Origin of the sequence: Arthrobacter sp. Alg241-R88 (assembly GCF_900537115.1) — a bacterium.
Taxonomy (GTDB): domain Bacteria; phylum Actinomycetota; class Actinomycetes; order Actinomycetales; family Micrococcaceae; genus Arthrobacter.
On sequence record NZ_UNRG01000001.1, the window covers coordinates 538,436 to 557,449 of the forward strand.

Below are 19,014 nucleotides of genomic sequence, written 5' to 3' on the forward strand. Positions count from 1 at the left end.
AACGACGGTTGTCACTTTCGACCGGAGCCCAGACCTGGTCACCTGAGACCGATAACCCTTCAATTTATTCCCGAAGATCGTAGAGAGTGACACCGTCTATCACCTGCTTCACAAAGTGTTGGTCCACCCAGTCGGAAATTGCCACGGTATGCAAGCTAAGGCCTCCGCGGTCCAGCAGATCCTGTTGGCGGATAAAGTATCCAATACGACGCTCCGATACTAGGGCCTTGAACTGCTCCAGCGTCGGTGCAGGATCGCTCCCGAGCCAGCCTCCCAGAGGAATGATGGCGCGGCCAGAGTCAAGTTGATACAGAGCAGCATTCTGAGCCGAATACGTTGCCGCAGCCCAGTCCTGGTTAGACGTCCCGGTGCGCAGCAGCTCTGTAACGGTTGCTGACGGTGGAGCTCCCAGTGCTGTCTGTCGGGCCCACGGAATCTCTCCCTCTCTAAGCGCCACCATCAGCCTAGATAGGGAGTGAGGGTCATTGCCGACGGGACCTGACATTGGGTTCGTCCCCGTTCGGGCTGTCCCAATTGTGAACAGGTTCGCAGCTGTGGGGGCGCTGAGGAGGCTGATTAGGAGAACGACTGACGTTACTCTTGGCATCTTGACCGAGAGAGCTGGCACTAGCCATAACGCGGCACCCGCTGCTCCAGTAAAGACAACGGAAACCCTGGCCCAAAATGGCCACTCATCGCTGTATTCCATGATTCGGAGAACCATGTACGCGGAAGCAACGAGAAGTGTTGCACCGAAGACACGCATTGCTCCGCGATGTCTGAGCTGCCACAAACAGGACAATCCGACTGCCACAACCAAGGCAAGGGGTGCAGCGAGGGAATACGTGTAGTACGTGTGAATCATGGTGCCCATGAAACAAAGCACCGATAGAACGCTTCCAAACCACAAAACAGACACCGCCGCTACGGCGCGCTGCTCAGATGCTAAGTCCAAAGAGTGGAACAGGACTGCTATCGCAAATGCGCACACCATTGCTACGAAGAGCAGCCAGACGATCTCTTGGGCGAAGTTGGCATTAAAGAGTCTTGGGAGTCCGCCAGCATATGGGATAGCGTCGTTCTGTCCATCCGATGCGCGACCGCCTTCGGCATTCATCGGAATTTCCACAAACCGCGCAAGACCGTTGTAGTCCATTGTGAGTTCGATGGCGCTATTCGTAGCGGAGCCGCCGATGTATGGTCTCTGCGAGGCCGGAATCAGATCTACGGTGACCAACCAGGCCAAGGATGTAGCAATCAGAGTTCCCGCGGCGATGATCAACTGGATTAGCCGCCGTGAAAACTGACCATGGCTAAAAGCCAGGACAGCCGCACCCAGAGCGGGAACCACAAGCAGTGCCTGAACCTGCTTGGCCATGAACGCGAGCCCCAGTAGAACTCCTGCAAGTGCGAAATTCTTGAGCCGGCCGGATTCCATGGCTTTGAGTGTCAGAAGGACGCAGGCCACGGTGAGCAAGCCCATCAGCGGTTCTGGGTTGTTGAAACGGGACATTAAGACCACTACGGGGGTCGTGGCATAAACGGCGGCGCCGAAGAGAGCCGTTCGCGGCCCAAAACCCCGTCGAATTATCTTGTAAACCAGGTAGCTGGTAGTAACACCCATCAATGCCTGAGGGACAAGTATGCTCCAGCTGCTGAGGCCAAAGAGCCGCACGGATAGAGACATGACCCAGATGCTGAGAGGCGTCTTGTCCACCGTGATGAGGTTGCCCCACTCGAAGGACCCGAAGAAGAAGGCCGTCCAATCCTGTGAGCCGGCTTGTGCTGCAGCTGAGTAGTAAGGGTTGGCCCATCCGTTGGCATCCAGTCCCCACAGGAACAGTACGGCCGTTCCGGCCAGAAAGGCCAAGAGTGAGGGCCGCTCCCAGCGTTCGTCTTGTTCCGGACCACGCCAAAACCTGCGCACCAGCGACAAGAGATGATGAGTTGGCGTGAGGTCTTCCTCACGTCCTACCCCTAACCCACCCAGACGCTCGGTCTCCTTTGCTGCGGGGCCGTCGAGAACCGCGCTCACAGGACACTTCCAGTCGGCGCAAGGGTCGACGCAACCGAGATTCTGGAACCGTCACTGCGCCGTACACGGAATACCCAAAGCCTCAGCAGCACGAACCTGATAAGGGTGGCGAAGATATTGGCCGCTGTCAGCGTCATGAGCTCCAGGTTTGGCGCCGCGTCGGGGCTCGCTGCATGGAGGATCAACAACGACGAGGACGTTATGGTCCAAGCCAAAAGAAAAACAATCAAACCCTGGAACTGCTGGGTGAAGATTTTCTCAGGACCACTAATGCCGAAGGTGAACCTGCGGTTTGCGGCAGTATTGCCAACAGCCGTTAGGAGCAGGGCCAGGAAATTGGCCTCCTGGGCCCCGAACGGGCCCTGAAGCACAAGGTATAACAGGGCAAAGGCAAGCGTGGAGACAGCCCCGACCAGTCCAAAACGGAGAACCTGGCCAAAGAAGCTGGGCCGGCCCGACGGCACAATTGGCCGGCGACCCAATTCAGCGTAGATCGCCTGAACAGGAATTACCCCTTTAACCAAAGACCCGGCCACGCGAACCATACCCCGCAGGTCATCGAGAGCGGTCTTCTTGATGTCTACACGGCTGTCCGGGTCATCCACCCAATCGACGGGAATCTCATGAATACGCAGTCCCGAGCGCTCGGCAATGATCAGAAGCTCAGTGTCGAAGAACCACTCGTTATCTTCCACATGGGGGAGGAGGCGCTTCGCAACGTCCGCGCGGATCGCTTTGAAACCGCATTGGGCGTCCGAAAAGCGGACCTGCATCGTCCGCCGAAGCAGGAAGTTGTACGATCTGGAGATGAATTCGCGTTTGGGCCCCCTGCTCACGCGGGAACTTTGGCCCAGACGAGTACCAATGGAAATGTCGGAATGGCCGGACAACAACGGGGCGACCAGAGGCGGCAGTGCAGCTAAATCGGTGGAAAGGTCCACGTCCAGGTAAGCAAGGACCTTTGCCTCGGAAGCGCTCCAGGCATCCCTCAGGGCATATCCCCGTCCTTTGACCTCAAGGCGGCGATATTCAACGTTCGGCATGTGCTCACTGAGTCGAGCGGCAATCACCGGAGTCCGATCGGTGCTTGCATTATCGGCGATGGTTATTTTCCACGTCGACGGCATTTCGTGCTTCAAGTATTCGGCGAGCCTTGTGATGCTGTTTTCGAGTACCGCTTCCTCGTTAAAGACCGGTACAACAATTTCGAGCGCCAAGCCCCCATAGCTAGGTGTCATGCATGGATCGTAGGGGCGTCAGATTATGGATAGCGAGGCTTTTGAGCAAAGACAGGTACCAGCCCATAAGAACCAAGTAGTCCACATCTTGGCCGACGAGGAGACACAAGTAACGAGTACCGAGGCCAAGTGGCATGAGCGGACTCTACTGTTAGCGGCATGGGGAAAATCGTAAAGGGACCTTCCATGCATCGCTACACTTCACTTGATGGTCTCAGGGGGCTAGCGGCTTTGGTGGTACTGATTCATCACTGCTTTCTTGTCTCGCCGTTACTCACTTCGGCGGTAGAAAGCGGCGGTGATGGGCCGATGCATCCCTGGGTCTGGTGGGCAACGTTCACGCCCATGCATCTATTTTGGGCGGGCGGGGAAGCGGTTTACGTTTTCTTCATCTTGTCAGGTTTTGTCTTGGCTCTCCCATTCATCGGGAATGAGAACCCAAGTTGGGGGGCCTACTTCCCGCGGCGCATCATTCGGATATACCTGCCTGCATGGGCTTCGCTGATTTTTGCGTTAGGGGCAGCATGGGTATTTCCCCGGATATCTGGTCCGAACCTCAGTCCTTGGATCAACCAACACGACGAAGCGCCGGATGTGCTGAGTGACGCCATGCTGCTCTGGGGCGCTGGCAGTCTTAACTCGCCATTGTGGTCTCTCCAATGGGAAATGAACTTCTCTTTACTTCTACCGCTTTATGTCATCATTGCCCTACGCTTCCAGCGAGTCTGGCTGGTAGGTCTCTCCGGACTATTCCTTCTGATCGCGGCCGGAGAAATCCTGCACATCAGCGCCCTGGTTTGCCTTCCAATGTTCGGCGTTGGCGTCTTGATGGCAGTCAGGCGCGACCTCCTCACCGCATTTTCTGCAAAAGTAAGCCGTTCAGGTTGGACGGTCGTAGTGATTTTCTCTACAGCGCTTTTGTGTTCGCGTTGGATGTTCCCCCAGATGGCGGTTGGCACGGCGACCGCAACCATAGGTGGAGCACTCTTACTATTTGCATTCATTGGCTGCAAAGCAGCCCTTACAATGGGGACCTTCCCGCCGGTCCGCTGGCTGGGTACACGATCTTTTAGCCTCTACCTGGTCCACGAACCCATCGTCGTGTCCGTCGCGTTCTGCTTAGAGGAAACTAGCCCCTTTAAAATCGCTGCCCTTAGTGTGCCCCTGACGCTACTTGTGACAGAGGTCTTTTTTCGCACCGTTGAGAAGCCTAGTCAACGCCTGGCTAGAGCGGCTGGGAGCAGGTTTACGGGGCAGGGGCTCACCAAGTCGTTCTCCCACTAGGTGCGCACTCATCGCACGCCGTTAACTCGAGCACGACGCTCGCGAGCCGAGAGAGCGTTTCAAGCCGAACCCGCCCCATCCTCTAGACTTGACCGGTGTCTAGATTATTTGGAACTGATGGTGTCCGGGGGCTGGCGAACGGTCTGTTGACTGCGGAGCTCGCCATGCAGCTGGCCCAGGCGGCCGCCGTCGTACTCGGCCATGACCGCAAATCCAACGGGTCCCGGCCGCGCGCCGTTGTAGCCCGCGACCCGCGGGCAAGCGGTGAATTCATTGCCGCCGCGGTGGAGGCTGGGCTCTCCAGCTCCGGCGTTGACGTTTACGACGCCGGCGTCCTCCCCACCCCCGCAGCGGCCTATCTCGTGGCCGACCTGGACGCTGACTTCGGCGTCATGATCTCGGCCTCCCACAACCCTGCGCCCGACAACGGCATCAAGTTCTTCGCCCGTGGCGGCCAGAAGCTCCCCGACGAGGTGGAGGACGCCATCGAGGCGCAGATGTCCAGGGAAGCAGTACGCCCCGTCGGCGCCGATGTGGGACGCATCCAGCGCTTCTCGGACGCCGAGGACCGCTACATCGTCCACCTCCTCCAGACCCTGCCGCACCGGCTGGACGGACTTACGGTGGTTCTGGACTGCGCCCACGGTGCTGCCAGCGGTTGCTCGCCCCAGGTCTTCAAGGACGCCGGCGCGAATGTCATTGTGATCGGTGCTGACCCGGACGGCCACAACATCAACGACGGCGTCGGCTCCACCCACCTTGGTCCCCTCAAGGATGCCGTCGTCAAGTACGGCGCCAACCTGGGAATCGCCCACGACGGCGACGCAGACCGCTGCCTCGCCGTGGACCATGAGGGCAACGAAGTGGATGGCGACCAGATCATGGCCATCCTCGCCGTGGCGCTGAAGGCGTCGGGCAAGCTCAGGGACGATGTCCTGGTGGCAACTGTCATGAGCAACCTCGGGTTGAAGATCGCGCTACGCGAAGCGGGCATCAGCATCCGCGAAACCGCCGTGGGTGACCGCTACGTCCTCGAGGAAATGCGTGACGGCGGTTTTAACCTGGGTGGAGAACAGTCCGGCCACGTAATTTTCGCCGACCACGCCACTACCGGTGACGGGGTGCTCACCGGACTGCAGCTCGCAGCCCAGATTGCCCTGACTGGAAAGCCGCTCAAGGAACTCGCCACGGTGATGACCAAGCTTCCCCAAGTCCTGATCAACGTCAAGGGTGTGGACCGCGCCGGTGTGAAGAGGAACGAGGTACTCGCTCAGGCCGTGGCGGCAGCTGAAGCCGCTCTCGGTGACACCGGCCGTGTTCTGCTCCGTCCCTCCGGCACTGAGCCCGTGGTGCGTGTGATGGTAGAGGCTGCCGACGAAGAGACCGCCCAGTCCATCGCCGAACACCTGGCCCAGGTGGTTCGGGCAGAGCTCGCGTTGGAACTCATCTCCGAATAGGTCCTGAACAGCAATGCGGCCCGCCTCCATCAGGAGGCGGGCCGTCTTTGCGTTATAACGGTGGTCAGGGCGTGTGGCTCTTTAGCGCGTCCCGGATCTCGGTCAGCAGCGCGATCTGCGGGTCCTCGGCAGACTCCTTTTTCACGTCCTGGCCAATTCCCAGCCTGCGGTTGCGTCGCTCAATCATCAGGTTCATCGGCATCACCACAACGAAGTAGATAGCCGCCGAAACCAGCAGGAAATTCACGATGGCGGTCAGCAGCACGCCAAACTCGATGAAGTTGCCGTTGAAATTCACTCTTGCGAAGCTGTCGAAGTTCGGCGAACCAGTCAGCCCAGCAATGAAAGGCATGAGCACCTTATTCACAAGGGCCGTCACTACCGCGCCAAAGGCGGTTCCAATAACGACGGCGACGGCAAGGTCAACGACATTGCCCTTCATAATGAAATTCTTGAATCCAGTCAGCATAAGAACCAAGCTAGCGCATCGCGTTAGGGATACCCCGGCGCCGGCCCCACACCGAAGTACTCCTCCAGCGTGAAAATTCCACGCGCAGCCATGTCGGTCGCGGCGTCCACGCCGATGTAGCGCAGGTGCCACGGCTCGTAGTAGTACCCCGTGATCGGGTGGAACATCCACGGGTAGCGCACCACGAACCCGAACCGGTGTCCGTTCGCCTTCGCCCACATGGCCGCGGGCTGGTCCGCGAAGCACGGTTGGAAACCGCATGCGCCCCCACCGTCCGCGATGTCAAAGGCCCAGCCGGACTGGTGTTCCGAGTATCCCGGCCGGGCGCTTGCCGTGTCCGCATCGGCTTGGCCGCGCGAGGCAACATAGCCGTTGTAGGTCGTCACCTGCGTGCCGTAGGAGCGGTACGCGCTTGCCAGCACCATGGCCACACCATCTCGCGCGGCCACCGCGAACAGCGCCTCGGCCGCGGCCGCCGTCGTACTGTTCAGCAGGGCTGCCTCGCCGGACACGGTCATGCTCACCGCCGGGCGTACCAGGTCAGCCGGCACATAATCTGCCGGGACCAGCGGCCGGTGCTTGTTGACCACCAGCCAGGGGCTCGCAGGGTCGGTGAGGGAGAACTGCCGCGGCAAAGCCGAGGAGGGCGACGGCGTCGGGGACGGTTCCGGAGGTGGGGGAGCCGCCGTCGTGGGTTCCGGCGTCGCGATGGGAGATGCGAAGGGCGACGGAGAAAGCGAAGGTGAACCAGAAGGGGTGCCGGACGACGGCGCCGCCGCCCCGGGTGCGTTCGGCGTGCAGGCAGCCAGCACAGTGAGTCCTGCCCCCGCCGCAAGGAAACGGGCGAAGGTGCGCCGGCTGGCCGCCGTCCGCCCGAGATCTTCGGATGGAGTGCAGTCGTAGCACACCTGTGCTAAACCTTCCGAAGGAGCATGCGGCGGATGGAATGGTCCGCGTCTTTGGTGAGCACCAGCTGGGCGCGGCCGCGCGTTGGAAGGACGTTCTCCTCCAGGTTCGGCTCGTTGATCCGCTTCCAAATATCCCGGGCAGTGCTCTCCGCCTCCTCGTCGGACAGGGCTGCATAGCGGTGGAAGTAGGACTCCGGCTGCGCGAACGCCGTGGTGCGAAGCTTGCGGAACCTGTCCACGTACCATTCCTCAATATAGGAAGTCTTGGCATCCACGTAGATGGAGAAGTCGAAGAAATCGCTTAGGGCCAGCCCCTGCCGGCCGTCATGGCGCGGCCGCGCCGGTGCCAGGACATTAAGCCCTTCCACAATCAGCACGTCGGGGCGGCGGACCACCACTTCCTTGCCCGGAACGATGTCATAGGTGACGTGGGAGTACCAGGGAGCGCGGACTTCCTCCGCGCCGCTCTTGATTTCGCTCACAAAGCGCAGCAGCGCCCGGCGATCGTAGGACTCCGGAAAGCCCTTCCGCTCCAGCAGCTGCCGGCGCTTCAGTTCAGCGAGCGGGTACAGGAAGCCGTCAGTGGTGATGAGCTCCACATTGGGGGTGCCGGGCCAGCGGCGCAGCATTTCGCGGAGTACGCGGGCGATGGTGGACTTGCCGACGGCGACCGAGCCCGCCACGCCGATGACAAACGGAGTGCGCTGGGTTTGCTCGCCCAGGAAGGTGGTGGTGGCCGCGTGAAGCTGGCCGGCGGCCTCAACATACAGGTGCAGGAGCCTGGAGAGCGGAAGGTAGACCTCCCGGACTTCCTTAATGTCCAGGGGATCGCCAAGGCCGCGGAGACGGTCAATATCCTCCTGATTAAGAGGCTGTTCCATCTCATCGGCGAGCCGGGACCAGGTCTGCCGGTCCAGCTCAACGAACGGGGAGACGCCTTCGCCGTTCGCTTCATTGCGTTGCACAGTCACTTTAGAGATTCTGCCCCCAGCCCGGCTGAGAGCGAAATGCGGGCGCGCACTTACACGGGCGAGCATGCAACAGAAGCGGCTCCCGGCGCCGCTTGGTTTAAGGCTAGGGCACCCCTGCCGATAGTCTTGAGCTTATGTGTGGAATCGTAGGATACGTGGGCCGTTCTGGTAACGGCGGAAGTCACAGTGCGTTGGATGTTGTCCTTGAGGGACTGCGCCGCCTGGAGTACCGGGGTTATGACTCCGCAGGGGTCGCTGTTGTGTCCCAGGGTTTGATTGAGTCGCGGAAGAAGTCGGGGAAGCTGAGCAACCTGATTGCCGAGCTGGAGGCCCGTCCGCTGCCGGAGACGGTGACCGGTATCGGCCACACCCGTTGGGCGACCCATGGTGGTCCGACGGACCGCAACGCGCACCCGCACCTGGCCGATGACGGCAAGCTCGCCGTGATCCACAACGGCATCATCGAAAACTTTGCCGAGCTGAAGCTTGAGCTGCTGGATAAGGGCGTTACGTTCCTGTCCGAGACGGACACCGAGGTGGCCGCGGCGCTGCTGGGGGATATCTTCCGGAACAAGCTGGGCGGGGACACTTCCGACGGCGGCCTGACCCGTGCGATGGAGCTCGCCTGCCAGCGCCTGGAGGGCGCTTTCACCCTGCTGGCGGTCCATGCTGACCAGCCCAACGTGGTCGTCGCCGCCCGGCGGAACTCGCCCCTGGTGGTGGGTCTGGGCGAGGGGGAGAACTTCCTGGGCTCGGACGTGTCCGGCTTCATCGATTACACCCGCCGCGCCGTGGAACTGGGCCAGGACCAGATCGTGACGATCACCGCGGACACGGTGGAGATCACCGACTTCTTCGGCAAGCCGGCCGAGGGCAAGGAATACCACGTTGACTGGGACCCGGCTTCGGCGGAAAAGGGCGGTTTCAGCTCGTTCATGGAGAAGGAAATCCATGACCAGCCCGACGCCGTGGCGCAGACCCTGCTGGGCCGCTCGGACATCAACGGCAAGCTGACCCTGGATGAGCTGCGGATCGATGTTGAACGGCTGAAGCAGGTCAACAAGATCATCGTGCTGGCCTGCGGCACCGCCGCATACGCCGGCACCGTGGCCAAGTACGCGATCGAGAACTGGTGCCGGATCCCCACCGAGGTGGAGCTCGCGCATGAGTTCCGCTACCGCGACCCGATCCTGGACGAGAACACCCTGGTGGTGTCCATCAGCCAGTCCGGCGAAACCATGGACACCCTGATGGCCGTCCGGTACGCCCGTGAGCAGGGCGCGAAGACCATCTCGATCTGCAACACCAACGGCTCCACCATCCCGCGTGAATCCGACGCCGTGCTGTACACGCACGCGGGCCCGGAAATCGCTGTTGCCTCCACCAAGGCCTTCCTGGCGCAGATCACCGCCGCGTACCTGCTGGGCCTGTACCTGGCACAGCTGCGCGGGAACATCTTCTCCGGCCAGATCAAGGACGTCCTCGCGGATCTGAACAAGATCCCGGCCAAGATCCAGAAAATCCTGGACAACGCAGGGCCGTTGCGCGAGCTGGCCCGCAGCATGGCGGATGAGAAGTCGGTGCTGTTCCTGGGCCGCCACGTCGGCTACCCGGTGGCCCTCGAGGGTGCGCTGAAGCTCAAGGAAATCGCGTACATCCACGCCGAGGGCTTCGCCGCCGGCGAGCTCAAGCACGGCCCCATCGCCCTGATCGATGAAGGCCAGCCGGTGTTCGTGGTGGTCCCGTCCCCGCGCGGCCGCGATTCCCTGCACGCCAAGGTCGTCTCCAATATCCAGGAAGTCCGGGCCCGCGGCGCCCGCACCCTGGTCATCGCCGAGGAAGGCGACGAAGCGGTCAAGGCCTACGCCGAGCACGTCTTCTACGTCCCCGAAACCCCCACCCTGCTGATGCCGCTGCTGACCACCGTCCCGCTGCAGATCTTCGCCGCGGAACTCGCCGCAGCCAAGGGCTACGACGTGGACCAGCCCCGCAACCTCGCCAAGAGCGTCACAGTCGAGTAACTGGTTCTGATCCACAGCTGAAGCCCCGGGCAGAGAGCCCGGGGCTTCAGCTTTTTTGGAACCTGTTCGCGCGACTTTTGCTGGCCTCAGGAGCAGGACCCCCGGAAATACAGGGCGGCCATTAAGCTGAGGGCCCAACAACCACGCATTCCTGCCGGGCGCGCTGCGGCACGGGAGCCTGAGGGTGTCACCGTAGAATGGGCCGCATGATCGTTGGCATTGGCGTAGACGTTGTAGACATCGAGCGGTTCGGCCGCCAGCTTGAGCGCACCCCCGGCCTCCGGGACCGGCTGTTCGTCCCCGCGGAGCGGGAGCTGAACACCCGGTCGCTGGCCGCGAGGTTCGCCGCGAAGGAAGCTGTGGCCAAGGTCCTCGGTGCGCCTGCCGGCATGAACTGGCAGGACTGCTGGATCGGCCTGGACCACAATGGACCCACCGTCCAGGTCAAGGGCACCGTGCTGGCGGTCGCCGAGGCCAAGGGCGTCAAGCGCTGGCATCTCTCGATCAGCCACGACGGCGGCATCGCCACGGCTACGGTCCTGGCCGAAGGCTGAACCGGAACCGGCCCGCCGCCCACCGACACACGTGATCAGCGCCTACACCGGAACCCAGGTCCGGGAAGCCGAGGAGCCCCTCCTGGCTGCCGGCCTGGGAAACGTCCTCATGCAGCGCGCAGCCCACGGGCTGGCCAACACCATCATCAGGGAGCTCCAGTCCCGCGGCCGCCGGATCTACGGCTCCAGCCTTGTGGTGCTCACCGGCAAAGGCAACAACGGCGGGGACGGGCTCTACGCCGCCGCATTCCTCGCCGCGCGGGGCATGCGTACGACGGCGATGCTCACCGCAGATTCGGCACATCCCCAGGCGCTGGCTGCTTTTGAGGGCGCCGGCGGACGGGTGCGCCACCTTCCGGACGCGGCACTCGGCGAACTTGCCGCAGAAACGGCCCGGGCCGACGTCGTTATCGATGCTGTGTTGGGAACCGGGGCGAAAGGCGGGCTGCGGGGCAGTGCGGCAACCCTGGTCAATGCCGTCGCCGATGCCTGGACCGGTCAGGCCGCCCCCGGTTTCGTGGTGGCGTGCGACCTGCCCAGCGGCGTTGATGCTGATACCGGGGAGGTGTCCGGACCGGTGCTGCCTGCGGATGTCACAGTGACTTTCGGAGCGGCGAAGGCGGGCCTGCTGGTGGACCCCGGCGCAGATTATGCCGGCAGGGTGGAAGTTGTGCCTATTGGTATCGAGAACAATTTTGAAAGCAGCACCCTGCGGCGGCTCGAGGATGCAGACATCGCCGGCCTCCTTCCCAACCCTGCCCGGCGTGCGCACAAGTACTCCCGCGGAGTCCTGGGAGTGGTTGCGGGATCGGCAGATTATCCCGGCGCAGCCGTCCTGGCATGCCGAGGTGCACTTGCTGCGGGAGTCGGGATGGTGCGGTATCTCGGTCCGCCCGAGGTTGCGGACCTGATCCGGCAGTCCTGCCCGGAAGTGGTGTGCAGTACCGGCACCGTGGCTGAAAACAGGGTACAGGCGTGGCTGGTGGGCTCCGGCATGGGACCCGAAGACCACCAACAGCTGCAGCGCGCCAGGGACGCCGTGGAGTCCGGATTGCCTGTGGTGGCCGATGCCGGTGCGCTTCCCGCCCTTCCCGATGCCCTCGCCCCGAACGTTGTGCTGACGCCGCACGCCGGCGAGCTCGCCGCGCTGCTGAAGCGATTGGGGGCTGAAACGGACCGTGCTGCTGTGGAAGCCGGAACCCTCGCCGCCGTCTGCCAAGCTGCCAAGCTGACCGGAGCCACCGTCCTGCTCAAAGGCGCCACCACCCTGGTGGCCGCACCCTCCGGGGACGTCTACAGCCAAGCGGACGGCACGCCCTGGCTGGCCACTGCCGGCAGCGGCGACGTGCTGGCGGGCGTCATCGGTGCGCTGCTCGCGCAGGCGGGTCCCGACGTCGGACGCCTCCAGGAGTTGGGCATACAAGAGGAGGGACGGTGGGCCGTCATCGCCGCGCTGGGAGCCGCGCTGCATGGCCGGGCCGGGAGGGCGGCGTCGGACGCCTGCTTCGGCGGTCCGATCGCTGCGGGCGGAATTGCCGACTCCTTACCGCAAGTTTGGGGTAAAGTAAGCACGCTTAGTAACGCTGGGGTCCGGAAACGTAATAGTCACACCCAGCCGCTACGGTAGGCATTAGTTCGCACCGGCAGCAGGGGGCTCGTGCCCTTCTGCTGCCGAATCACAAAGAGGAGCATTATGGAAGTCTGGCCTGGATCGGCTTATCCCCTTGGCGCCACGTTCAACGGAACCGGCACCAACTTTGCCCTGTTCAGCGAACGCGCCGAAAAAGTTGAACTCTGCCTCTTTGACGACGACGGCAAGGAAACCCGCATCACGGTGGATGAGGTGGACGGGTACGTCTGGCATTGCTACATCCCGCAGGTCCAGCCCGGCCAGAAGTACGGCTACCGGGTGCACGGCCCCTACGACCCTGCCTCCGGCAACCGCTTCAACCCCAACAAGCTCCTGCTGGACCCCTACGCCAAGGCCGTCCACGGCCAGGTGGACTGGGACCCGTCGCTGTTCACGTACAACCTGGGCGAGCCGGACTCCATCAACAACGAGGACTCCGCCAGCCACATGATGATGGGCGTGGTCATCAACCCGTTCTTCGACTGGGACGGCGACCAGAACCTGCGGATTCCCTACCACCAGTCGGTCATCTACGAAGCCCACGTCAAGGGCCTCACCCAGCTGCACCCGGAGATCCCTGAGGAGCAGCGCGGAACGTATGCCGGCGTGGCCCACCCCGCCGTCATTTCCCACCTGCAGAAACTCGGCGTGACCGCCATCGAGCTCATGCCCGTCCACCAGTTCGTCAATGACGGCACCCTGCAGGACAAGGGCCTGAACAACTACTGGGGCTACAACACCATCGGCTTCTTCGCGCCGCAGAACACCTACAGCTCCACCGGCGATACCGGCCAGCAGGTCCAGGACTTCAAGGCCATGGTCCGTTCCCTGCACAAAGCCGGCATCGAGGTCATCCTCGACGTGGTGTACAACCACACCGCCGAAGGCAACCATTTGGGCCCCACGTTGTCCTTCAAGGGCATCGACAACGCCGCCTACTACCGGTTGATGGAGGGCGATGAGAAGCACTACATGGACTACACCGGCACCGGCAACTCCCTGAACGTCCGCCAGCCGCACTCCCTGCAGCTGCTCATGGACTCGCTCCGCTACTGGGTTTCGGAGATGCACGTTGACGGCTTCCGCTTCGACCTCGCCTCCACCCTGGCCCGCGAATTTTACGACGTGGACAAGCTCTCCACCTTCTTCGAACTCATCCAGCAGGACCCGGTGGTGTCCCAGGTGAAGCTCATCGCCGAGCCTTGGGACGTTGGCCCGGGCGGCTACCAGGTGGGCAACTTCCCGCCGCAGTGGACCGAGTGGAACGGCAAGTACCGCGACACGGTCCGCGACTTCTGGCGCGGCGAGCCCGCCACCCTGGGCGAATTCGCCTCCCGCATCACGGGTTCGGCGGACCTGTACGAGCACTCCGGCCGCCGCCCTGTGGCCTCCATCAACTTCGTCACCGCGCACGATGGCTTCACCCTGGCGGACCTGGTGTCCTACAACGAGAAGCACAACGACGCCAATGGCGAGGGCAACAACGACGGCGAATCCCACAACCGCTCCTGGAACTGCGGCGTCGAGGGCCCCACGGACGATCCCGAGGTCCTGTCCCTGCGGGCGCGCCAGCAGCGCAACTTCATCGCCTCGCTGCTGCTGTCCCAGGGCGTGCCCATGCTCCTGCACGGCGACGAGATGGGACGCACCCAGCAGGGCAACAACAATGGCTACTGCCAGGACTCCGAGCTCACCTGGATCGATTGGGACAGCATTGACCAGCCGCTGGTGGAGTTCACAGCTGCCGTCAACGCCCTCCGCGCCAAGCACCCCACGTTCCGCCGCAGCCGGTTCTTCGACGGCCGGCCCGTGCTGCGTGGTGAAGGCGAGCGCCTGCCGGACATCGTATGGCTGGACCCGGACGGCGAAAACATGAAGCCCGAGGCGTGGGACAGCGGCTTTGGCCGGTCCGTGGGCGTCTTCCTCAACGGCGACGGCATCCAGGGCAAGGACAGCCGCGGCCGCAGGATCACGGACGTCAACTTCCTGATGTACTTCAACGCGCACGACGACACCGTGAAGTTCACCCTTCCCTCGGACGAGTACGCACCTGCCTGGGACGTCATCATCGATACCGCCGGGCAGAACGCCGACACGGAGCCCGTGGCGGCCGGCGAGCCGCTGCCCGTGGAGGCCAAGTCCCTGGTGGTCCTGCGGGCCCACACGGTTCCTGAGGTGGAGCCGGACCATTCCGTGGCTGCGTCCCTGGCAGCGCTGTCCCAGACCGCCAGCAGCGAGAGTGAATCCATCACTACGCCCGCGGTGGCCGAACCCGGGAAGACCACGAAGATCGGGGAGCGGAAGGCGTCCAAGAAGTGAGGGCCCCGGCATCCACCTACCGCCTGCAGATCCGCCGCAGCTTCACGCTGTTTGATGCTGCCGAAAAGGTCCCGTACCTGAAATCGCTCGGCGTGGATTGGGTGTACCTCTCACCCATCCTGACGGCGGAGCAGGGCTCGGACCACGGCTATGACGTGACCGACCCCTCTGCCGTGGATCCGGACCGGGGCGGCCCGGAAGGCCTGCTGGCCTTGTCAAAGGCTGCCCGCGAGCACGGCATGGGTGTCCTCGTGGACATCGTGCCCAACCACGTGGGCGTTGCCACGCCGGCGCAGAACCCGTGGTGGTGGTCCCTGCTGAAGGAAGGGCAGGGTTCGCCCTACGCCGAAGCCTTCGACGTCGAATGGGAACTGGCCGGCGGGAAAATCCGGCTGCCCATGCTCGGCTCCGGTGAGGACCTGGACAAGCTGGAGGTCAAGGACGGCGAACTCCGCTACTACGACCACCGGTTCCCGATCGCCGAAGGGACGTACTCCGACGGCGACACCCCGCAGGAAGTTCACAGCCGCCAGCACTACGAGCTGATCGACTGGCGCCGCGCGGACGCCGAGCTGAACTACCGGCGCTTCTTCGCCGTCACCACGCTGGCCGGGATCCGGGTGGAAACCCCACACGTCTTCGAGGAAGCCCATGCCGAAGTGGGCCGCTGGTTCCGTGAGGGACTCGTGGACGGGCTCCGGGTTGACCACCCGGACGGCCTGGCGGATCCTGCCGGCTACCTGCGCTGGCTGAAGGACCTCAGCGGCGGAGCCTACATCCTGGTGGAAAAGATCCTGGAGCCGGGCGAAGCCCTGCCCCAGGACTTCGCCACCGAAGGTACCACCGGCTATGACGCGCTTGCCGACGTGGACCGGGTCTTTGTTGATCCCGCAGGCCGGCAGGCCCTTGATGACCTGGACGCCAAGCTGCGGGGCTCTGCGGTTCCCGCTGACTACGCCGAGATGATCCGGGGCACCAAGCGGATGATCGCGGACGGCATCCTGCGCTCCGAGGTGCTGCGCCTTGCCCGCCTGGTTCCGGATTCCTACGGGCTTTCCGTGGAACAGGCTGCGGATGCCATTGCGGAAATCATCGCGGCCTTTCCGGTTTACCGGACGTACCTGCCCACGGGCGCCGGCATCCTCAAGGAGGCCTGCGAATCCGCGGCGGCCCACCGGCCCGATCTGGAGGTAGCCGTCGGCACGCTCCTGCCGCTGCTCCTCGACCCTACCAACCCGATCGCGGTGCGCTTCCAGCAGACCTCCGGCATGGTGATGGCCAAGGGCGTGGAGGACACTGCGTTCTACCGCTACACCCGGCTTGGCACGCTGACGGAGGTGGGAGCCGAACCGACCGAGTTCGCCGTTTCTCCGGAGGAGTTCCACCGCCGGATGCTTCGGCGGCAGGAAGACCTTCCGCTCTCCATGACCACCATGTCCACGCACGACACCAAGCGCAGCGAGGACGCCCGTGCCAGAATCTCGGTGATTGCGGAACTGCCGCAAGAGTGGACCGCCACGCTGAACACTCTTCGCGAGCTGGCCCCGATTCCGGACGGGCCTTACGAGAACCTGCTGTGGCAGGCAATCATCGGCGCCTGGCCGGCGAGCAGGGAACGGCTCCAGGGCTACGCGGAAAAGGCAGCCCGGGAGGCCGGCAACTCCACCACGTGGACGGATCCGGACGAAGAGTTCGAGTCACACGTCAAGGCGGCGGTGGACGCTGCGTTCGACGACGACCGGGTCACCAGGGTGGTGGAGGACTTCGTGGCACGGATCGATTCCTACGCCGCGTCCAACTCCGTGTCCGCCAAACTGGTCCAGCTGACCATGCCCGGCGTCCCGGACGTCTACCAGGGCAGCGAATTCTGGGAACGGTCCCTGACCGATCCCGACAACCGGCGGCCCGTGGACTTTGAGCTCCGCCAGCAGGAGTTGGCAAAGCTCGACGCCGGTCAATTGCCTGCTGCGGGCACGGAAACCAGCAAGCTCCTGGTCACCTCCCGGGCGCTTCGGCTCCGCCGCGACCGGCCCGAACTGTTCCAGGGCTACACCCCGGTTGCCGCCTCCGGTGCCGCCGCAGATCACCTGCTCGCGTTCCACCGCGGGGCGGACGGGACTCCCGGAGCCATAACACTGGCCACCCGGCTGCCCGCTGGGCTGGCGGCCGACGGCGGATGGCGGGACACCGCCGTCGAACTCCCTGTCCCTGTGCGGGACGAGCTCACCGGTGCCGGGTACGGGCCGGGCGCCGTTTCGGTGGCTGACGTCCTGGGTACCTACCCGGTGGCTTTGCTCGTACCGGTGGATGGAGAAAAGGCATGACCCTCGTCAATGACGGGCCCGAGCGCTTCGACGTCTGGGCTCCCGACGCCAGTTCGGTGATCCTGGTGGCCAACGGCCGGCAGTATCCCATGCTGAAGAAGGAAACAGCGCCCGGCTCGGAGGGCTGGTGGACTGCTCCCGATGCTCCCGGGGACGGCGATGTGGACTATGGCTACCTGCTGGACGGGGACGGCCACCCGCTGCCGGATCCGCGGTCGCGGCGGCTGCCCGACGGTGTCCACCAGCTCTCCCGGACTTTCGACCCCGCCGCGCATGCCTGGCAGGACGCTGGCTGGAAGGGCAAGGAGCTGCAGGGTTCAGTCATCTACGAACTCCACGTCGGCACCTTCACCCCGGCCGGCACCTTGGACGCCGCAGCCGATAAGCTGGGCTACCTGGCGGACCTCGGCGTCGATTTCGTGGAACTGCTGCCGGTCAACGGCTTCAACGGCACCCACAACTGGGGCTACGACGGCGTGCAGTGGTACGCGGTCCACGAAGGCTACGGCGGGCCGGCGGCCTACCAGCGCTTTGTGGACGCAGCCCACGCCGCGGGCATCGGCGTCATCCAAGATGTGGTGTACAACCACCTCGGCCCGAGCGGCAACTACCTGCCCAAGTTCGGTCCGTACCTGAAGCAGGGGGACGCCAACACGTGGGGGGACTCAGTCAACCTGGACGGCCCCGGTTCGGATGTGGTGCGGGAGTACATCCTGGACAACGCCGCGCTCTGGCTCCGTGACTATCACGTGGACGGGCTCCGGCTGGACGCCGTGCACGCGCTGCGGGATGAGCGTGCCGTGCACATCCTGGAGGAGTTCGGTGCCTTGGGCGATGCCGTCTCAGCTGAGACCGGGCTGCCCAAAACGCTGATTGCCGAGTCAGACCTGAACAACCCGCGCCTGCTGTACCCTCGGGACGTCAATGGCTACGGGCTCGCCGGGCAGTGGAGCGATGACTTCCACCACGCCGTGCACGTGAGCGTCAGCGGCGAGACCACGGGGTACTACGAGGACTTCCAGTCGCTGGCCGTGTTGGCAAAGGTCCTCAAGGACGGCTTCCTGCACGACGGCAGCTACTCCAGCTTCCGCGGACGCCACCATGGCCGGCCCATCAATGCCGCCCTGGCCCACCCTGCCGCCCTGGTGGTGTGCAACCAGAACCACGACCAAATCGGCAACCGGGCCACGGGGGACAGGCTTTCGCAGTCGTTGTCCTACGGGCAGCTGGCAGTGGCCGCCGTGCTGACCCTGACGTCGCCGTTTACGCCCATGCTGTTTATGGGCGAGGAGTTTGCGGCGAGCACCCCATGGCAGTTCTTCACCTCACATCCGGAACCGGAGCTGGGCAAGGCCACTGCCGAGGGCCGGATCAAGGAGTTTGAGCGCATGGGGTGGGACCCCGCCGTCGTGCCCGATCCCCAGGATCCGGAGACCTTCCGCCGGTCCAAGCTGAACTGGGACGAAGCCGCCGGCGGCGACCACGCCCGGCTCCTGGAGCTCTACCGCTCCCTTACGGCGCTGCGCCGGGAGCACACTGAGCTCGCCGGGCTTGGCTTCGGGGAGACGGACGTGACGTTCGACGACGACGCAGGCTGGCTGCGTTTCCGCCGCGGCAGCGTTGAGGTGCTGCTGAACCTCTCGGATGCCAAGGTCCGGCTGGAGGACGTTTCCGGGTCGGTCCTGCTGACGACGGATGAGGGAACTGGCCTTGACGGCGAAGCCCTCGCCCTGGCGCCCTGGAGCGCCGCGATCCTGAAGTCCTGACTATTTCGGCTGGAGAGTTACGCCGCGGGCTGTGTCAG

General features: G+C 63.7%; 13 protein-coding genes. 8 read left to right on the forward strand and 5 right to left on the reverse strand.

The genetic code is table 11. The features are described from left to right. Window positions 1–64: 64 nt before the first annotated feature. Entirely contained in the window at window positions 65–2,035 is a 1,971-nt protein-coding gene (locus tag G6R19_RS02530; RefSeq protein ID WP_240341735.1) for a glycosyltransferase family 39 protein, read from the reverse strand. Next, window positions 2,032–3,273 carry a bifunctional glycosyltransferase family 2/GtrA family protein gene (locus G6R19_RS02535; protein ID WP_163161967.1) on the reverse strand — a complete coding sequence of 414 codons (1,242 nt, stop codon included), beginning with the start codon at window positions 3,271–3,273 and terminating at the stop codon, window positions 2,032–2,034. The genes G6R19_RS02530 and G6R19_RS02535 overlap by 4 nt, the downstream gene beginning before the upstream one ends. A 186-nt stretch (window positions 3,274–3,459) precedes the next feature. On the opposite strand from G6R19_RS02535, the gene G6R19_RS02540 reads away from it, so the two are divergent. After that, window positions 3,460–4,557, forward strand: coding sequence for an acyltransferase (locus tag G6R19_RS02540; protein ID WP_163161969.1), 1,098 nt, complete (start codon window positions 3,460–3,462; stop codon window positions 4,555–4,557). A gap of 95 nt (window positions 4,558–4,652) precedes the next feature. Then, window positions 4,653–6,014: a phosphoglucosamine mutase gene (gene glmM, locus G6R19_RS02545; protein ID WP_163161971.1), complete on the forward strand. Its 1,362-nt coding sequence runs from the start codon at window positions 4,653–4,655 to the stop codon at window positions 6,012–6,014. 64 nt (window positions 6,015–6,078) lie between these two features. Here glmM and mscL read toward each other — a convergent pair whose 3' ends face one another. Genes mscL through coaA form a run of 3 tightly spaced genes read right to left on the reverse strand, consistent with a single transcriptional unit; the run spans window position 6,079 to window position 8,362 of the window. Continuing rightward, on the reverse strand, window positions 6,079–6,483 hold the full coding sequence (gene mscL, locus G6R19_RS02550; protein WP_163161973.1) for a large conductance mechanosensitive channel protein MscL: 405 nt from the start codon (window positions 6,481–6,483) through the stop codon (window positions 6,079–6,081). A gap of 23 nt (window positions 6,484–6,506) precedes the next feature. Next, window positions 6,507–7,391 carry a M15 family metallopeptidase gene (locus tag G6R19_RS02555; protein WP_163161975.1) on the reverse strand — a complete coding sequence of 295 codons (885 nt, stop codon included), beginning with the start codon at window positions 7,389–7,391 and terminating at the stop codon, window positions 6,507–6,509. A 5-nt stretch (window positions 7,392–7,396) separates the two neighbouring features. Beyond that, on the reverse strand, window positions 7,397–8,362 hold the full coding sequence (gene coaA / locus G6R19_RS02560; RefSeq protein ID WP_163161978.1) for a type I pantothenate kinase: 966 nt from the start codon (window positions 8,360–8,362) through the stop codon (window positions 7,397–7,399). 134 nt (window positions 8,363–8,496) lie between these two features. Between coaA and glmS the strand changes: the two genes are divergently transcribed. The 6 genes from glmS to treZ all read left to right on the forward strand — a co-directional run bounded on the left by glmS (window position 8,497) and on the right by treZ (window position 18,976). Next, complete coding sequence (gene glmS, locus G6R19_RS02565; RefSeq protein ID WP_163161980.1) at window positions 8,497–10,383, forward strand: glutamine--fructose-6-phosphate transaminase (isomerizing); 1,887 nt, start codon at window positions 8,497–8,499, stop codon at window positions 10,381–10,383. Between the two features lie 206 nt (window positions 10,384–10,589). Next, window positions 10,590–10,937, forward strand: a complete 348-nt coding sequence (locus tag G6R19_RS02570; RefSeq protein WP_013601780.1) for a holo-ACP synthase — start codon at window positions 10,590–10,592, stop codon at window positions 10,935–10,937. A 31-nt stretch (window positions 10,938–10,968) separates the two neighbouring features. After that, window positions 10,969–12,564 carry an NAD(P)H-hydrate dehydratase gene (locus G6R19_RS02575; RefSeq protein WP_163161982.1) on the forward strand — a complete coding sequence of 532 codons (1,596 nt, stop codon included), beginning with the start codon at window positions 10,969–10,971 and terminating at the stop codon, window positions 12,562–12,564. A gap of 66 nt (window positions 12,565–12,630) precedes the next feature. Next, complete coding sequence (glgX, locus tag G6R19_RS02580) at window positions 12,631–14,886, forward strand: glycogen debranching protein GlgX (protein ID WP_163161984.1); 2,256 nt, start codon at window positions 12,631–12,633, stop codon at window positions 14,884–14,886. Continuing rightward, window positions 14,883–17,210 carry a malto-oligosyltrehalose synthase gene (gene treY / locus G6R19_RS02585; RefSeq protein WP_163161986.1) on the forward strand — a complete coding sequence of 776 codons (2,328 nt, stop codon included), beginning with the start codon at window positions 14,883–14,885 and terminating at the stop codon, window positions 17,208–17,210. The genes glgX and treY overlap by 4 nt, the downstream gene beginning before the upstream one ends. Then, window positions 17,207–18,976: a malto-oligosyltrehalose trehalohydrolase gene (gene treZ, locus G6R19_RS02590; RefSeq protein WP_163161988.1), complete on the forward strand. Its 1,770-nt coding sequence runs from the start codon at window positions 17,207–17,209 to the stop codon at window positions 18,974–18,976. Before treY ends, treZ begins: the two co-directional genes overlap by 4 nt. Window positions 18,977–19,014 lie beyond the last annotated feature (38 nt).

Coding starts and splice junctions, on each gene's coding strand:
- G6R19_RS02535 (WP_163161967.1), bottom strand. CDS start 3,273: ATGACACCTAGCTATGGGGGCTTGGCGCTCGAAATTGTTGTACCGGTC.
- G6R19_RS02540 (WP_163161969.1), top strand. CDS start 3,460: ATGCATCGCTACACTTCACTTGATGGTCTCAGGGGGCTAGCGGCTTTG.
- mscL (WP_163161973.1), bottom strand. CDS start 6,483: ATGCTGACTGGATTCAAGAATTTCATTATGAAGGGCAATGTCGTTGAC.
- glmS (WP_163161980.1), top strand. CDS start 8,497: ATGTGTGGAATCGTAGGATACGTGGGCCGTTCTGGTAACGGCGGAAGT.
- G6R19_RS02570 (WP_013601780.1), top strand. CDS start 10,590: ATGATCGTTGGCATTGGCGTAGACGTTGTAGACATCGAGCGGTTCGGC.
- glgX (WP_163161984.1), top strand. CDS start 12,631: ATGGAAGTCTGGCCTGGATCGGCTTATCCCCTTGGCGCCACGTTCAAC.
- treZ (WP_163161988.1), top strand. CDS start 17,207: ATGACCCTCGTCAATGACGGGCCCGAGCGCTTCGACGTCTGGGCTCCC.